Below are 16565 nucleotides of genomic sequence, written 5' to 3' on the forward strand. Positions count from 1 at the left end.
CTTGGCTCAGTGAATCTCGCTCGGGTCGTGATGGGTGTCCAGATTGCGGAAGATGGTGAACTCGGGTTCGAAGAAGACCTCCATCGTGCCCGTGGGGCCGTGGCGCTGCTTGCCGATGATGACTTCCGCGCGGTTGTAGATCTGCGCCATCTTCTGCTGCCACTGCTCCATCTCGGCGAAGTTTTCCTCGTCGGGCTTGTCCTTCTGGGCGTAGTAGGCCTCGCGGTAGACGAACATGACGACATCCGCGTCCTGTTCGATGGAGCCGGATTCGCGCAGGTCCGAGAGCTGCGGCCGCTTGTCCTCGCGCTGCTCCACCTGGCGCGAGAGCTGGGACAGGGCGAGGACAGGCACGTTCAGTTCCTTGGCGACCGCCTTCAGTCCCTGGGTAATCTCGGTCAGTTCCTGGACCCGGTTCTCGACGCGCTTCTGCCCGGACGGCCGCATGAGCTGAATGTAGTCGATAATGATCAGGCCGAGGCCGTGCTGGCGCTTCAGCCGTCTGGCGCGGGAGCGGAGCTGGGCGATGGAGAGCGCCGGCGTATCGTCGATGAACAGCGGCAGGTCCATCAGTTCCTGCGTCGCGGGCACCACTGTGTTGAGATAGGCGTTCTTGTCGATGCGCCCGGTGCGGAGGTCGCTGGAACTGATCCGGGTCTGTTCGGAGACGATACGGGTGGCGAGCTGTTCGCGGCTCATTTCCAGGCTGAAGACGCCGACCACGGCGCCTTCGGCGTCCACGATATCGCCGGCGTCGTTGTAGATCGGCCGGTAGGCGCGCGTGGCGTTCAGCGCAATGGTCATGGCCAGCGCAGACTTGCCCATGCCCGGTCGGCCGGCGAGAATCAGCAGGTCCGTGCGATGCAGGCCGCCCAGGCGCTGGTCCATCTCGCGCAGTCCCGTGGTCACGCCGACGAGTTGGCCTTCGCGTTTGTAGGCCGCCTCGATGCGGTCGAGACTCTCGGCCACGGCGATCTTGAAGGATCGGAAGTCGTTCTTGACCTCGCCGGCCTCGGCCAGGGTGTAGAGGCGCGATTCCGCGTCTTCGATCTGCTGGCTCGCCGCGTCGGTGAGGTCCGCCGTGCGCCCGCGCTCGGCCATTTCCTCGCTGAGCAGGATGATTTCCCGGCGGAGGAAGAGATCGTAGAGGATGCGGGCGTATTCCTCGGCCCGGATGACGTTGACCGCGCGCGCCGTCAGGTCGACGAGGTAGCCGGGGCCGCCCAGTTCCCTGATCGCCGCATCCTGTTCGAAGCGGGTCTTCAGCGTGACCGGATTGGCCAGTTCGCCGCGCTCGATCAGGGTCAGGATGGATTCGTAGATGCGGCCGTGCAACGGCTGGAAGAAGTGCTCAGGCTTCAGGAAGTCGAGCACCCGCGCCGCCGCGTCGTTGTTGTAGAGCAGGGCGCCGAGAAGCTGCTGCTCGGCCTCGAGATTGTGAGGCAGAACCTTCGGTGCGGCGTCGCCGCCTTCGTGGTCCGGCGCATCGCCGGGGAACGCTGTGATGTTGTCGGACATGGTCCCGATCCTATCACGGCGCGCCACGCGGATCAGGATCGAACGATCCCCGCCCGGAAATCAGGCGGGGATCGTTTTGTCCACAGTGTGGATCGATTCGTGGATCAATCAGTCGCCGCCGGTGGCGGTCGCGTCTTCGTAGGGCGCGTCGCCATCCTCGTAGGCGGTATCGTCGAACAGGGCTTGGAATTCGTCCACAGCCGCGCCCATGGATTCCTTGAAATCCGACCAGGCGTTGGCGCTCCAGCCGTCGTTGTGTTCGACCTTGGCCTCATCGAGGCGGTCGGCGATGTCCGCGCGGATGGAGCGCATCTCGGCGACACGCTGTTCCTTCATGGGCTCGTCGGATTCCGACCAGAGATCGATCCGGCGGTCCATCGCCCTCAGCAGATCCTCGCCTGCGCTGACGGCCGGCTCCAGCTTCTCGCCGGTATAGGCTTCGAATTCCTTCCAGGCGCTCAGCACGTCCGAGCGGGCATCCGCGAGGCCGTCTTCCGTCTTCGTCATGTCGCTCTGTTCGGCCGTCGCCTGATCGGCGGCCTTGTCATCGCCGGCCTGGACGGCCAGGGGCATCGCCAGCATGGCGGCGATACAGGTCGTGGTGAGGAGATTGCGATTCCTGTTCATCTTGTTTCCCCTTCGTCTTGTTGATCGCTTGCGGGGGAAGATGGGGAAGGGTGTCGGGCGACACCACCCCCCGTGCGTCCAAACGTACCGGTGGCGGGGTCAGCGGATGCGCTGGGCCCGGTAGATGCGGTTGTCGGTGGGGCTGACCACCAGTTCGTTGATGCAGACATGGGGCGGGAGCGCAGCCAGCCAGGCGATGACTTCGCCCATGTCGGCCATCTGCACCATCTTTTCCAGTTCCTCCGGCGGCGGCGGCACGGGGCGAGCATCCATGATGGGCGTATAGACCTCGCCCGGACAGAGTGCCGTGGCGCGGATGCCGTTGCCGCCTTCCTCCATGTTGATCAGCTCGTTCATGGCGCTGACCGCGTGCTTGGCGGCGTTGTAGGCGGCCCCGGCCAGATAGGCGGGCCAGCGGCCGGCCCAGGAGGAGACGTTCACGATCAGGCCGCCGCCCCGGGCGCGCATCATCGGCAGCACGGGATGAATGCACTGGAAGACGCCGTTGACGTCGACGTCGATGACCTGCCGCCAGTCGGCGACGCTGAGGCTGTCCAGATGACGGTCCTTCACGTTGAGACCGGCGTTGGCGACCAGCACATCGATGCCCCCGAAGCGCTGCCGGGTGCGGTCGGCAACAGCGGCGCAGGCGTCCGCGTCGGCCACGTCGAGAGGTTCGACGACGCAGGTGCCGCCGGCGTCCGCGATGATCGCGGCGGTTTCGTTCAGTGGCTCAGTGCGGCGTCCGCTGGCGACGACGGCGAATCCGTCACGCGCGAGCGCGACGGCCGCAGCCTGACCAATTCCGCTGCCCGCGCCCGTGATCCATGCAGTCCGTGCATCTGCTGTCGCCATGTCCGCCTCCTGTCGTTCCACCATCCACCCGGGGAACGAGAATAGGCCGTGCGCGGAGGAGCGGCCAGCGCAGCTACAGGTCCAGTCGAAGGCGGGGCAGTGTGCGGCCCGGAATCGAGGCCGAGGGGGACTCGCTGACCAGTCTTGCGCCCATGCGTTCATAGAACGGCCGGGCGTTGGGATCGGAATCGATGTAGAGGCAGTGGGCGCCGGCACGCCGCGCCTCGACGGCGATGGCGCGGAAAAGCACACCGCCCAGACCGGTGCCGATGCGTTCGGGTGTGACGAACATGTTCCACAGCCCCAGGGCGTCCGTGTCCGGTTCCAGCCCCGCCATGGCGACCAGCCGGCCGCCGTCCTCGACCACCAGCATCGTCCGTTCGGCGATCTGACCGGGGGTCACCGTCAGTTCGTCGCGGCAGGCATCCATGAAGGTGGCATCATAGCCCCAGTGGACCTTGGAGCGCAGGGCGAGCTCCGTCAGTGCGGCGGAGTCTGCGGCTACGGCACGGCGAATCTGCACCGTTCTGTCCCCGAAAAGAAAAAAGGCGGGTCCAACGAATGGACCCGCCGAGTCTAACAGGGAGGCTTCACGTCTCAAGAGACGTCGGACAATCCGACAGGGAGGCGCCGGATCGCCCGTCGATGCTGCGATGCAACATCCATGCGCGAGATGTAGGTCGTCGGTGTGGTGAAATAAAGTGGTACAGTCGAAATTCAGCTATGCAAATGTCGCAGAGCTATAACGTACTGAAAAAGCACAACTTCCGTTTACGTAAACTGGTTTGTTGAAAAATGTTGCGGTTCTGCCACGCTCAGAACTGGGTGTCCGAGACCTGCTGGATGAGGAAATCCCGGAACACCGCGATTCGCTTCGAGTTCCGGAGTTCCTCCGGATAGACGAAGTAGGTGTCGAAGCTCGGGCCCGCGATGTCGTCGAGCACGCGTACCGCCTTGCTGTGGCCCTGGACGATGTAGTCGGGCAGGGCGGCGATGCCGAGGCCGCTTTCGACGGCCAGCAGCAGGCCGTAGACATTGTTGACCGTCAGCACCGGCCGGCGCGGCCGGTTGGGGTTGGCGCCCAGTTCCATCACCCAGTTGCTGGTCGGCACCGGAGTGACCGTTTCCGCGCCGTAGATGATCAGGGCATGCTTGTCGAGGTCTTCCGGCGTCTTCGGTGTGCCGCGCCGCTTGATGTAGTCGGGCGAGGCGTAAAGGTGGAAGTTCATCGAGTTCATCTTGCGCTGGATCAGGTCCGGCTGGGTCGGCGGCCGGAGCTTGATGGCGATATCGGCCTCGCGCATCGTCAGGTCGACTTCCCCGTCGGTCAGCACGAGATGGACCGAGATGTCTGGGTAGGCCTCGATGAACGCGCGGATGCGCGGCGTCAGCCAGGTCGAGCCAAGGCCGACGGTGGTCGAGACCGTCAGGTCGCCGCGCGGCTTCTCCTTGGCGTCCGTCAGCATGGCCTCGGCCATGGCCAGCTTGGAGAATACTTCGCGGGCGGTCTTGTAGAGCAGTTCGCCCTGTTCGGTGAGGATGAGGCCGCGGGCGTGTCGGCGGAACAGCGTCGTCCGAAGGCTCTCCTCCAGGGCGCTTACCTGCCGGCTGACCGCCGACTGGCTGAGGTTCAATAGTTCACCCGCATGGGTGAAGCTTCCGGCGTCCGCGACCGTGTGAAAAATGCGCAACTTGTCCCAATCCATGGGGCCGAAAATATCCAGTGCGCACGAGTCGACAAGCAAAAACGACGGGCAGGCCCGCCGTCGGGCGCGAATTCTACTCCGCGGCCTGGGGCAATTCGGCGGCGGCGGCGAACTTTTCGGCCTCCAGCGCCGCCATGCAGCCGGTGCCCGCGGCCGTGACGGCCTGGCGGTAGATCTTGTCCTGGACGTCGCCCGAGGCGAAGACGCCGGGCACGTTGGTGGCCGTCGAATCGGGCGCGGTGAGGAGGTAGCCTTCGTGGTCCATGTCGACCTGGCCACTGAACAGCTCGGTGTTCGGGTTGTGCCCGATAGCGACGAAGACGCCGTGCACCGGAATCTCCCGGGTCTCGCCGCTGGTCGCGTGACGGATGCGCACCCCGGTGACGCCCAGCGGATCCTCGTCGCCGAGAACCTCGTCCAGCACGTGATCCCAGACCACCTCGATCTTTTCATGCTTGAGCACACGCTGCTGCAGGATGTGCTCGGCACGCAGCGAATCCCGGCGATGGATGAGCCAGACCTTCGAGGCGAAGTGGGTCAGGAACAGCGCTTCCTCGGCCGCGGTGTTGCCGCCGCCGATGACGCAGACTTCCTTGCCGCGGTAGAAGAAGCCGTCGCAGGTGGCGCAGGCCGAGACTCCGAAGCCCTGGAACTTCTGCTCGCTGGGCAGGCCGAGCCACTTGGCCGAGGCGCCGGTGGAGATGATCACGGTCTCGCCGACATAGGTGTTGCCGCCATCGCCCTTCGCCACGAAGGGCCGCTTCGAAAGATCGATTTCCGCGACGATGTCGTGGACGATGCGGGTGCCGACATTGGCCGCCTGCTTTTCCATCTGCTCCATGAGCCACGGGCCCTGGATGACGTCGGCGAATCCCGGGTAGTTCTCGACGTCGGTGGTGATGGTGAGCTGACCGCCCGGCTGGATGCCGTGCACCATGACCGGCTGGAGGCCCGCGCGCGCGGCGTAGATCGCCGCCGTGCACCCGGCCGGACCCGACCCGATGATCAGAACCTTGGTCTCAATCGTTTCGGCCATGGGAGTCTCCGCTGGTCAGGGTCGGGCGCAGGATGAAGGGATCACCTATTTCGTCAAGGGCGGGGCCGTGTCAAGTTCGCCGCCGTCACACGCCGGAGAGAGCCCCATGGACATCGACGAGTTCCGCAGTCACGCCCATCAGATGGTCGACTGGATGGCCGACTACATGGCGCGCGTCGAGGATTTTCCGGTGCGGGCGCAGACGAAGCCGGGAGAGGTCGCGGCGAAACTGGCGGCGAGCGCCCCGGTCGCGGGAGAATCGATGAACGCGATCATGGGCGACTTCGTCCGCGACGTGCTGCCGGGCATGACCCACTGGCAGCATCCTTCCTTCTTCGCCTATTTTCCCGCCAATTCCAGCCCGCCCTCGGTGCTGGCGGAGATGCTGACGGCGACGCTCGGCGCCCAGTGCATGATGTGGCAGACCTCGCCGGCGGCCGCCGAGATGGAGGGCCGGGTGCTGGACTGGCTGCGGCAGATGATCGGCCTGGATGCGGGTTTCGCCGGCGTGATCCAGGATTCCGCCTCGGGCGCGACCCTCTGCGCCCTGTTGACGGCGCGGGAGCGGGCGACGGATGACGCGGCCAACGAGACGGGCCTCGCCGGCGGCCCGGAACTTGTCGTCTACTGCTCCGACCATACCCACACCTCGATCGAGAAGGGGGCGAAGATCGCCGGCTACGGGCGGCGGAACGTGCGCAAGGTCGCGACCGGCGACGATTTCGGCATCGTGCCCGGCGAACTGGCGCGGGCGATCGACGACGACATTGCCGCGGGACGCAAGCCCGCCTGCGTCGTCGCCTCGCTCGGCGCGACCGGCGTCGGCGCCATCGACGACCTGAAGGCGGTGGGGGAGATCTGCGCGGCCCGCGGCGTCTTCCTGCACGTCGACGCCGCCTGGGCGGGCGCGGCGCTGATCCTGCCCGAATGCCGCTGGATGCTGGAGGGGCAGGGCCATGTCGACAGCCTGGTCTTCAACCCGCACAAGTGGCTGCTGACCAATTTCGACTGCGCCGCCCATTTCGTGCGCGACCCGGAGGCGCTGGTCCGCACCTTCGCCATCGACGCCACGTACTACCAGGGACCCGAAACCGGACAGGTGGCCGACTACCGCGACTGGGGCGTGCCGCTGGGACGCCGTTTCCGCGCGCTGAAGCTCTGGTTCGTGCTCCGGAGCTATGGCGTGGAGGGGCTTCAGGCCTTCCTGCGCCGCCATATCGCGCTGGCCGAGGACCTGGAGCGGCGCATCGCCGCCGAGCCGGACTTCGAGCTGGTCGCGCCGCGGGTGCTCTCGCTGATCAATTTCCGCTACCGCCCGGAAGGCGCCGACGACGCCCGCTGCGACGAACTGAACGAGCGGCTGCTGTTGGCGCTGAACGACTCGGGCGAGGCCTATTTCACGCCCAACCGGGTGCACGGGCGCTCCGCCATCCGCATCTCCATCGGACAGGCCCGCACCGAGGCCCGCCATGTCGACGCGGCCTGGGATCTGATCGGACGGACGGCGCGGACGCTCTGAGGCCGGGCTACTCGTCGCCCATGCGCAGCGCGGCCATGAAGGCCTCCTGCGGGATATCGACCTTGCCGTAGGTGCGCATGCGCCGCTTGCCGGCCTTCTGCTTCTCCAGCAGCTTCTTCTTGCGGGTGACGTCGCCGCCATAGCACTTGGCGGTGACGTCCTTGCGCATCGCCGAGATGGTCTCTCGCGCGATCACCGAGCCGCCGATGGCCGCCTGGATCGGGATCTTGAACATCTGCCGCGGGATCAGGTCCTTCAACCGCTCACAGAGCATCCGACCGCGCTCGTAGGCCCGGTCCCTGTGGACGATGAGCGCCAGCGCGTCGACCGGCTCCGCGTTCACCAGGATCGACATCTTGACCAGGTCGCCCCGGCGGTAGCCGATCAATTCATAGTCGAAGCTGGCATAGCCGCGGCTGACCGACTTCAGCCGGTCGTAGAAGTCGAAGACGATCTCCGACAGCGGCAGTTCGTATTCGATCATCGCCCGGGCGCCGGCATAGGTCAGGTTGGTCTGGACGCCGCGTTTCTCCTCGCAGAGCTTCAGCACCGCGCCCAGATGCTCGTCGGGGCAGAGGATCGTCGCCTTGATCCACGGCTCCTCGATGTAGTCGACCTTGACCGGATCGGGCATGTCGGCGGGGTTGTGCAGTTCCACCAGCGTGCCGTCGGTCATGTGTAGCTTGAAGATCACCGAGGGCGCGGTGGTGATCAGGTCCAGGTCGAATTCGCGCTCCAGTCGCTCCTGCACGATCTCCATGTGCAGCAGGCCCAGGAACCCGCAGCGGAAGCCGAAGCCCAGCGCCGCCGAGCTCTCGGGTTCGAAGTGGAAGCTGGAATCGTTGAGGCGGAGCTTGGCCAGGCTGTCGCGCAGGTCCTGGTAATCCGAGGTATCGACCGGGAACAGGCCGCAGAACACCACCGGGATGGAGGGCTTGAAGCCGGGCAGGGGCTTCGCCGTCGGCTTGCCGTCATCGGTGATGGTGTCGCCGACATCGGTCTCGGCCACCGTCTTGATGGAGGCGGTGAAGAAGCCGATCTCGCCCGGGCCCAGTTCGTCCAGCACGGTCATCTTCGGGGTAAAGATGCCGACGCGGTCGATCTGGTGCGTGGCGCCGGTCGACATCAGCTTGATCTTCATGCCCTTCTTCAGCTTGCCGTCGTAAAGCCTTGTGAGCACGACGACGCCCAGATATGGGTCATACCAGCTGTCGACCAGCAGGGCCTTCAGCGGCGCCGTCGAATCGCCGGTCGGCGCCGGGATGCGCCGGATCAGCGCCTCGATCACGTCGGGTACGCCCTGACCGGTCTTGGCGGAGATCTCGATGGCGTCGGAGGCGTCGATGCCGATGACGTCCTCGATCTGCTCCTTGACCCGTTCCGGCTCGGCCGCCGGCAGGTCGACCTTGTTCAGCACGGGTACGATCTCGAGGTCGTTCTCGATGGCGAGATAGACATTGGCCAGCGTCTGGGCCTCGACGCCCTGGCTGGCGTCGACCACCAGCAGCGCGCCCTCGCAGGCCGACAGGCTGCGGCTGACCTCGTAGGAGAAGTCGACATGGCCGGGCGTGTCGATCAGGTTCAACTGATAGATCTCGCCGTCCGCGGCCTTGTGCAGCAGCCGGACGGTCTGCGCCTTGATGGTGATGCCGCGCTCGCGCTCCAGGTCCATGGAGTCGAGCACTTGCTGCTGCATCTCCCGGCTTTCGAGGCCGCCGGTCATCTCGATCAGGCGATCGGCGAGCGTCGACTTGCCATGATCGATGTGAGCGATGATGGCGAAATTTCGGATATGCGTGCGGTCCATGCGGCGGCTATGTAAGGCCTATGCGAAGGTCCGTCTACGTCGATTTGGGCCCCGGGCGGGTCAGGACGGTCCCGACCCCCGTGGCCCCTGCGGTCCCCGCAGCAGCGCGCCCGGCAACGCACCGGTCGGCTCGCCGTCGGCCAGTATGGGCTGACCCGACTTGATCGTCATGCGGTAGCCGCTGGCCCGCTGGATCAGCCGCCGGGCGCCGGTCGGCAGATCCCATGCCATGCGCGGCGCGTCGATGCCCAGGCTGTCGAAATCGATCAGGTTGATGTCGGCCAGATAGCCCGGCGCCAGCACGCCGCGGTCGTTGAGACCGTGCAGCGACGCCGTGCCCTGCGTCTGCTTGTGGACCAGCCATTCCAGCGGCAGCAACCCGCCCTTCTTCCGGTCGCGGCCCCAGTAGGCCATGTTGAAGGTCGGCAGGCTGACATCGCAGATGACGCCGCAATGGGCGCCGCCGTCGGAGCCGCTGAAATGCGTGTAGGGCGCTTCCAGCATCTCGCGGACCGCCTCGAAGCCGTAGTCCGAATAGTTCAGCAGCGGGAAATAGATGAGGCCGCGCCCGCCGAACTCCAGCAGCGCGTCATAGGCGATGTCCTCGGGACGGCGGCCTTCGGCCTTCGCGCGCTCGGCGAAGCATTCCGAGCGGTCGGGCTCGTAGTTCGGCGGATCGCCGAGACGGAACATCTTGTGCCAGCCGCGCAGGAAGAAGTCCGACATCTCGCCGCCCCTGCCGCCGGATTCCTCGGTGATGATCGCCTCGCGCACCGCCGGATCCTTCATCCGCGCGATCTTCTCCTCGTGCGGCAGGTCGCGCAGCGCGCGGTAGCTCGGCTTGCCCTGGAAGGGATGCAGCGAGCCGTCGAGGCAGAGCAGCAGGCCCGCCGTGCGGCCCGAGACCTGGGCGTAGATCCGTCCGCCCTTCGCGTTGGCCTCGGCGATGCCCTGCAGCAGCTGGCGGTACTTGCGCGGCGCTTCGTCGTTCTGGAACAGCAGCAGGCTGACCGGGACGCCATAGCGCGTCGACAGTTCGCGGATCCATTCCAGGTCGCCGCCGCCTTCCTTCAGGGTCAAATCGGTGGCCATTTCCAGCACGCCGTGGCCGGCTCGGCGCATGCCGTCCGCGATGCCGAACATCTCCGGCGCGCCGGCCCAGGTGCCGGGGACGTACTCGCCCGCCTTGGTCTTGTGGAAGATCGTCCGCGAAGTGGAGAAGCCTAGCGCGCCGGCTTCCAGTCCCTCCTGGACGATCGCGGCCATACGGGCGATGTCGTCCTCGTTCGCGGTCTCCTCCTCGATGCAGCGTTCGCCCATGACATAGGCGCGCACCGCGCAGTGCGGCACCTGCGCGCCGACGTCGATGGCGCGCCGCTTGCCGTCGAGCGCATCGAGATAGCCGGGGAAGTCCTCCCAGCCCCACTCGATCCCGTCGGCCAGGGCCGCGCCGGGAATGTCCTCGACCGATTCCATGAGCTCGATCAGCCAGTTCTCCTCGCCGGAGTGGACCGGTGCGAAGCCGACGCCGCAATTGCCCATCACCACAGTGGTGCAGCCATGCCAGGAGGAGGGCGTCAGGTAGGGATCCCAGAGGGCCTGACCGTCATAATGGGTGTGGATGTCGACCCAGCCGGGCGCGACCATCAATCCGTCGGCGTCGATCTCCCGCCGCGCCGGACCGTCGACCTTGCCCACGGCGACGATGCGGTCGCCGTCGATGGCGATATCGCCGCTGAACGCGTCCTTGCCGGTGCCGTCATGAATGCGGCCGCCCCGTATCACCAGATCATGCATGGCCCCTGTCCCCCCGCTGTGGCGCGCTGTGCGCGTCTCCCCGCGCGCAAGGAGGGCAGTATCTCAGGCCCGTGGCGCGGCGTACAGACGGGGCGGCGGGGAGGGGCTATGCAGCCTTGCGGGCCGCGATCACCCAGCCGTCGACGCCGGCGCCGGGCATGTGGTCGCCCTTCTCCTCCCTGACGACCTCGAGTTTCCCCTGGGCTTCCAGGCTCTCCAGCTTGGCCGATACGTTGCCTTCGTCGTGGTACTTCTCGTTGATGCCGATGATCAGCGGCCCGCCGGGCTTCAGCACGCGGATCATCTCCTCCAGCGCATCCGGGTCCACATGGGCGAAGCTGAAGGCGCCGACGGCGGTGACGGCGTCATAGCTCTCGTCGACGGCGTCGATCGGCGGCTCGTTCAGATCGGTCTCGAACAGGGCATCATAGGCCTTCGAGAGCTTCGCTTTCTCCAGCATTTCGGGGGAATAGTCGCAGCCCTCGACATGGGCGTAGCCGTGGGCCCTGAGCGCGCGCCCGGAAAGCCCGGTGCCGCAGGCGACGTCCAGGATGCGCGCCTCGCCGTCGGGCAGCATCTCGCGCAGTACCTCGGCGCAGCGCCCGGGCTGGGCGTACTGCTTTTCCTCAAGTTCCTGATCGTAGACTTCGGCCCAGTCCTCGTAGAGGGCGCGGGTCTCGCGCTTGTTCTGCACCTCGTAGGCGCGGTCGAAATATCGTTTGGCGGCCATGATACGCTTGGCTCCGTTCTTGTTGCTTCCGCAGACCTCCAATATCGGGTGTGCGGGCGTTCGGGCTCAACCCCCTGCGGCAGTAGCGTTCATCCAGTCCAGAACCTCGCCGTTCAGATCCGGGGCGTAGGTGTGGCTCAGGTCGGCGATCTCCCGATAGGTGACGGTCGCGCCGGCGCTCAGCAGCCACTCATGCGCCATGCGCGCCATGTCGGCCGGGAACATCCAGTCCAGCGCGCCGTGGATCAGGTGAACGGGCAGGCCGTGGACGCGCCCGGCGTCCGCGAACGCGCCCAGCATCGGATGGAAGGCGGCGGAGAACGGGGCGAGGTGCGTGAAGGGCGATCGCGCCCGGAGCCCCGAGACATAGGTGAAGGTGCCGCCGTCGCTCATGCCGGTCAGCAGCATCCGCCCCGCATCGATCCGCCACTTGTCCCGCGCCAGCGCCACGATGCGGTCGAGATGCGGCGAATCGATGTCGTCGCCCTGCAGCGCCCAGGTGCCGCCCAGAGAGGTGGGCGCGATCAGGATGGCGCCACGGCTGCGGGCGTCGCTGAGCCAGCTCCACAGGAAGCCGCGTCCCCGTCCTCTGCCGCCGTGCAGCGCCACCACCAAGGGCCACTCGCGGCCGGGATCGTAGTATTCGGGGACGTAGACCCAGAAGGTCTGCCGGCTGTCGAGATCCGGTCCGAAGGCGAGGATGCCGGTTCCTTCGGGCGCTGCGCCCGCAAGCGATTGCACCAGGGTCTCATCGTCCCGGACCGCGGGATCCAGAAAGAAGCGGCTGACGGGTGGCAGGAAGCCCGCGATCGGATAGAGCGCCTCCAGGGCCTTCGGCAGATGCCGCAGCGCCCCGTAGGCGAGACGGATGCCTTCGGGTGCGGCAGCGGCGTCGCGCAGGCCGGAGAGGGCGGCCGCGGCGTGGCCGGCCGCAAGATCGAGTTGCGCGCCGAGCGGTGACAGGCGCTCGGGCCAATCGGGTGTGTCGGTCCGGGCCGCGCGCAGGGCTTCCTCGGCTTCCGCCGCCTCCACGGCCAGCCCGGCGATCGCCGCCGGGTGCAGCCGCCGCGCCACGGACTGCAGCGCGGTCAGAGCATCCAGAAGGGGCGTCAGCAGCCGCTCGATCCGGGCGGTCTCCGCCTGGTCGAGGTCGATGCGGGTCTGTTCGGGCGCGCCATCGTCGGACATCAGGTCTCACCCCCACTTGCCGAAACCGCATAGTTTGCGGGATTGTCGCGCTGCGGCGTCCAGATTGACAGGAACAACATGGCCGATCAGTCCCTTCGCGAATTCATGACGCGCCTGGAGCAGGCGGGCGAACTGGTCCGCGTGAAGGAGCCGGTTTCGACCGAACTGGAGATGACCGAGATCCAGACCCGGTTGCTGGCCGAAGGCGGGCCGGCGGTGCTGTTCGAGCACCCGGTCAATCCCGACGGCACGCGCGCCGAGATGCCGGTCCTGGTCAACCTGTTCGGCACGGTCGAACGCGTGGCGAATGGCATGGGCCGCAAGCCGTCGGAACTCCGCGAGGTCGGCGAGATGCTCGCCTTCCTGCGCCAGCCGGAGCCGCCGGGCGGGTTCCGCGACGCCATCGACAAGCTCCCACTGCTGAAGACCGTGCTCGCCATGCGGCCCAGAACGAAGGGCTACGGCCCGGTCCATGACGTCATCCTGACCGGGGAGCAGATCGACCTGAACCGTCTGCCGGTGCAGACCTGCTGGCCGGGCGAGCCGGCGCCGCTGATCACCTGGCCGCTGGTGGTCACGAAAGGCCCGTCGGAGGCGAAGGAGGACGACTTCAACCTCGGCATCTACCGCATGCAGGTGATCGGCCGCGACCGCACCATCATGCGCTGGCTGAAACACCGGGGCGGGGCCCAGCACCATCGGCGCTGGAAGGGGGCACGGCCGGAGCCGTTACCCGCCGCGGCCGTGATCGGGGCCGATCCGGGCACCATCCTGGCGGCGGTGACGCCGGTGCCGGACACGCTCTCCGAATACCAGTTCGCCGGCCTGCTGCGCGGCCGGAAGGTGGAACTGGTCGACTGCCAGACCGTGCCGCTGAAGGTGCCGGCGGAAGCCGAGATCGTTCTGGAAGGCCATGTCAGCCTGGACGAGACGGCCGAGGAGGGACCCTATGGCGACCACACGGGCTACTACAACGCCGTCGAGCGCTTCCCCGTCTTCCACGTTTCCGCGATCACGATGCGGAAGGATCCGATCTACCTCTCCACCTTCACCGGCCGTCCGCCCGACGAGCCGAGCGTGCTGGGCGAGGCGCTGAACGAGGTCTTCGTGCCGCTGTTCCGCCAGCAGTTTCCGGAGATCGTCGACTTCTGGCTGCCGCCCGAGGGCTGCTCCTACCGCATCGCGGTGGTGTCGATGAAGAAGGCCTATCCGGGCCACGCCAAGCGGGTGATGCTGGGCGTCTGGTCCTATCTCCGCCAGTTCATGTACACGAAGTGGGTCATCGTGGTGGACGACGACATCGACGCGCGCGACTGGAAGGACGTGATGTGGGCGATCTCCACCCGCATGGACCCGGCCCGCGACGTCACCATGATCGAGAACACGCCGATCGACTATCTCGACTTCGCCAGCCCCGAGGATGGACTGGGTTCCAAGATCGGTCTGGACGCCACCAACAAGTGGCCGCCCGAGACGAAGCGCGACTGGGGCACGAAGATCCGCATGTCCGACGACGTCATCGAAACGGTGAGCGAGAAGTGGCCGCGCCTCGGTCTGCCGGGCTCGGGAAAGCCGATCTGGTAGCAGCCGGAGAGCGGCTTGCCGGCCCGTTCGGGGCGCCATTGCGGGTTCGGTTGAAATCGGTGCGAGGCCGTATATATTCCCGGCACCTTTGCGGAGGCCGCGCTGGGCGGAGGCCTCCTGACACCTCTCCTGCTTGATGGAGCCTATCTCATGTGGATTTCCCCGGCATATGCGCAGGCCGCCGGCGGCGATGGCGGCGGTCTGATGACCTTCCTGCCGCTGATCCTGATCTTCGTGGTGTTCTACTTCCTGCTGATCCGTCCGCAGCAGAAGAAGGCCAAGGAGCACCGCCAGATGGTGCAGAACGTGCGCCGCGGCGACACCGTGGTCACCGGCGGCGGCATCGTCGGCAAGGTGACCAAGGTCAAGGACGACCAGACCATTCAGCTCGAGATTGCCGAGGGCGTCCGCATCGACGTGGTCAAGGGCACCCTGGCCGACGTGCGCTCCAAGACGGCGCCGGCGAACGATCCCGCGCCCGCCAACAAGGACGGCGGCGAAGGCGGCGGCGGCCTGATGGGCAAGCTCGGCCTCAAGAAATAACCCGGTCCGGGGACCTCAGCCGGCATGCTGCATTTCGAGAAGTGGAAGATCGCGGTCATCGCGCTGGTCTGCCTGCTGGGGCTCGTCTTCACGATTCCCAACTTCCTGTCCGAGGACACCCGGTCGGAGATACCCGACTGGCTGCCCAACCAGTCGATCAACCTCGGGCTGGATCTGCGCGGCGGCTCCCACCTGTTGCTGGAGGTCGACCGCGAGGCGGTGATCGACGACCGGATGACCGACATCGTCGAGACGATTCGCACCGATCTGGGCGACGTCTCTCCGCGCATCCGCCGTTCCGGCTTCCAGCGCGACGGCCGGTCAGTCGCCTTCGAGATCCGAGATCCCGCGCGGCTGGATGAGGCCGTCGACGTCGTCCGCGACACGGTGCAGACCAGCACCGGCGTCGGCGGCGGCTTTGCGGCCGGCTTCGGCGGCGGGGGACCCGGTACAGAGGTCGAGACGGAAGGCAACCGGATCATCGTCCGGCTGACCGACGACGGCGTGGCCCAGCGCATGGTCCAAGTGGTGCAGCAATCCATCGAGATCGTGCGCAAGCGCGTCGACGAACTGGGCGTCGCGGAGCCGACGATCCAGCAGGAAGGCCTGGACCGCATCATCGTGCAGGCGCCGGGGCTGGACGATCCCGAGCGGCTGAAGGAGATCCTCGGCAAGACCGCGAAGATGACCTTCCACCTGGTGGATCAGTCGGCCGATCCGTTCGGCGATCGCGTGCCGCCGGGGTCGATGCGGCTCTACGAGCAGCCCGACGTCGAGGGCGGCCAGGCGCGCCCCTGGATCATCCGCAAGAAGGTGGAGGTTTCCGGCGAGCATCTGGTCGACGCCCAGCCGACCTTCGATCAGGGACAGCCGGTGGTGTCGTTCCGCTTCGACAGCGTCGGCGCCAAGCGTTTCGGCAAGATAACCAGCGAGAATGTCGGCCGGCCCTTCGCCATCGTCCTGGACGACGAGATCATCTCCGCGCCGCGCATCAACAGCCCAATCCTGCAGGGCAGCGGCATCATCACCGGCGGCTTCACGGCCCAGACGGCCAACGACCTGGCGGTCCTGCTGCGCGCCGGCGCGCTGCCTGCGCCGCTGACCATCCTGGAGGAACGGACGGTCGGCCCCGATCTCGGCGCCGACTCGATCGCGGCGGGCGAGTTGGCCGCCGGACTGGGGTTCCTTTTCGTCGTCATCTTCATGGTGGTGTCCTACGGGCCGGTCTTCGGCATGGCGGCCAACGTGGCGCTGGTGACCAACCTGGTGCTGATCATGGGTACGCTTTCCAGCCTGCAGGCCACGCTGACCCTGCCCGGGATCGCCGGCATCGTGCTCACCATCGGCATGGCGGTCGACGCCAACGTGCTGATATTCGAGCGCATCCGGGAGGAACTGGCGAACGGCCGCTCTCCGATCAACGCGGTCGAGGCCGGCTACAAGCGCGCTTTCGTCACCATCGTGGACTCCAACGTGACCACGCTGATTGCCGCGGCCATCCTGTTCGGCATGGGCTCCGGCCCGGTGCGGGGCTTTGCGGTGACGCTCGGCATCGGCATCGTCAGCTCCATGTTCACGGCCATCCTGCTCAGCCGCATGATCATCGCGACGTGGCTGCGCCGGCGGCGTCCGGCCTTGCTCAACATCTAGGGGGA

General features: G+C 66.7%; 14 protein-coding genes. 4 read left to right on the forward strand and 10 right to left on the reverse strand.

Translation table 11 applies throughout. The features are described 5' to 3' along the window. Positions 1-6 precede the first annotated feature (6 nt). The 6 genes from TEF_10670 to TEF_10695 all read right to left on the reverse strand — a co-directional run bounded on the left by TEF_10670 (position 7) and on the right by TEF_10695 (position 5742). The gene (locus TEF_10670; GenBank protein ANK81206.1) at positions 7-1518 is read right to left on the reverse strand and encodes a replicative DNA helicase; all 1512 of its coding nucleotides are present in this window, start codon (positions 1516-1518) and stop codon (positions 7-9) included. Positions 1519-1626: 108 nt separating this feature from the next. Next, positions 1627-2145, reverse strand: coding sequence for a hypothetical protein (locus TEF_10675; protein ANK81207.1), 519 nt, complete (start codon positions 2143-2145; stop codon positions 1627-1629). Positions 2146-2244: 99 nt separating this feature from the next. Continuing rightward, the gene (locus TEF_10680; GenBank protein ANK83418.1) at positions 2245-3000 is read right to left on the reverse strand and encodes an oxidoreductase; all 756 of its coding nucleotides are present in this window, start codon (positions 2998-3000) and stop codon (positions 2245-2247) included. A 73-nt stretch (positions 3001-3073) separates the two neighbouring features. Continuing rightward, complete coding sequence (locus tag TEF_10685) at positions 3074-3523, reverse strand: hypothetical protein (GenBank protein ANK81208.1); 450 nt, start codon at positions 3521-3523, stop codon at positions 3074-3076. A 292-nt stretch (positions 3524-3815) separates the two neighbouring features. After that, a complete protein-coding gene (locus TEF_10690) occupies positions 3816-4706 on the reverse strand; it encodes a LysR family transcriptional regulator (GenBank protein ANK81209.1) in 891 nt (296 codons plus the stop codon). 73 nt (positions 4707-4779) lie between these two features. After that, positions 4780-5742 (reverse strand): thioredoxin-disulfide reductase, encoded by a 963-nt coding sequence (locus TEF_10695; protein ID ANK81210.1) that lies wholly within the window; start codon positions 5740-5742, stop codon positions 4780-4782. Positions 5743-5848: 106 nt separating this feature from the next. On the opposite strand from TEF_10695, the gene TEF_10700 reads away from it, so the two are divergent. Further along, complete coding sequence (locus TEF_10700; GenBank protein ANK81211.1) at positions 5849-7261, forward strand: amino acid decarboxylase; 1413 nt, start codon at positions 5849-5851, stop codon at positions 7259-7261. A gap of 7 nt (positions 7262-7268) precedes the next feature. On the opposite strand, the gene TEF_10705 is transcribed toward TEF_10700, so the two are convergent. From TEF_10705 to TEF_10720, 4 genes are all read right to left on the reverse strand, one after another. Continuing rightward, positions 7269-9068 carry an elongation factor 4 gene (locus TEF_10705; protein ID ANK81212.1) on the reverse strand — a complete coding sequence of 600 codons (1800 nt, stop codon included), beginning with the start codon at positions 9066-9068 and terminating at the stop codon, positions 7269-7271. Positions 9069-9128: 60 nt separating this feature from the next. Beyond that, positions 9129-10865, reverse strand: coding sequence for an amidohydrolase (locus TEF_10710; GenBank protein ANK81213.1), 1737 nt, complete (start codon positions 10863-10865; stop codon positions 9129-9131). Between the two features lie 106 nt (positions 10866-10971). Then, complete coding sequence (locus TEF_10715; GenBank protein ANK83419.1) at positions 10972-11595, reverse strand: hypothetical protein; 624 nt, start codon at positions 11593-11595, stop codon at positions 10972-10974. Between the two features lie 66 nt (positions 11596-11661). Then, complete coding sequence (locus TEF_10720; GenBank protein ID ANK83420.1) at positions 11662-12720, reverse strand: phospholipase; 1059 nt, start codon at positions 12718-12720, stop codon at positions 11662-11664. A 141-nt stretch (positions 12721-12861) separates the two neighbouring features. Between TEF_10720 and TEF_10725 the strand changes: the two genes are divergently transcribed. The 3 genes from TEF_10725 (at position 12862) to TEF_10735 (ending at position 16560) form a co-directional block, all read left to right on the forward strand. After that, entirely contained in the window at positions 12862-14367 is a 1506-nt protein-coding gene (locus TEF_10725) for a hypothetical protein (protein ID ANK83421.1), read from the forward strand. Positions 14368-14517: 150 nt separating this feature from the next. Beyond that, a complete protein-coding gene (locus tag TEF_10730) occupies positions 14518-14910 on the forward strand; it encodes a preprotein translocase subunit YajC (protein ANK81214.1) in 393 nt (130 codons plus the stop codon). Positions 14911-14934: 24 nt separating this feature from the next. After that, positions 14935-16560: a protein-export membrane protein SecD gene (locus tag TEF_10735; protein ID ANK81215.1), complete on the forward strand. Its 1626-nt coding sequence runs from the start codon at positions 14935-14937 to the stop codon at positions 16558-16560. The last annotated feature ends 5 nt before the right edge of the window (positions 16561-16565 follow it).

Source organism: Rhizobiales bacterium NRL2, assembly GCA_001664005.1.
In the GTDB taxonomy this organism is placed as follows: domain Bacteria; phylum Pseudomonadota; class Alphaproteobacteria; order Minwuiales; family Minwuiaceae; genus Minwuia.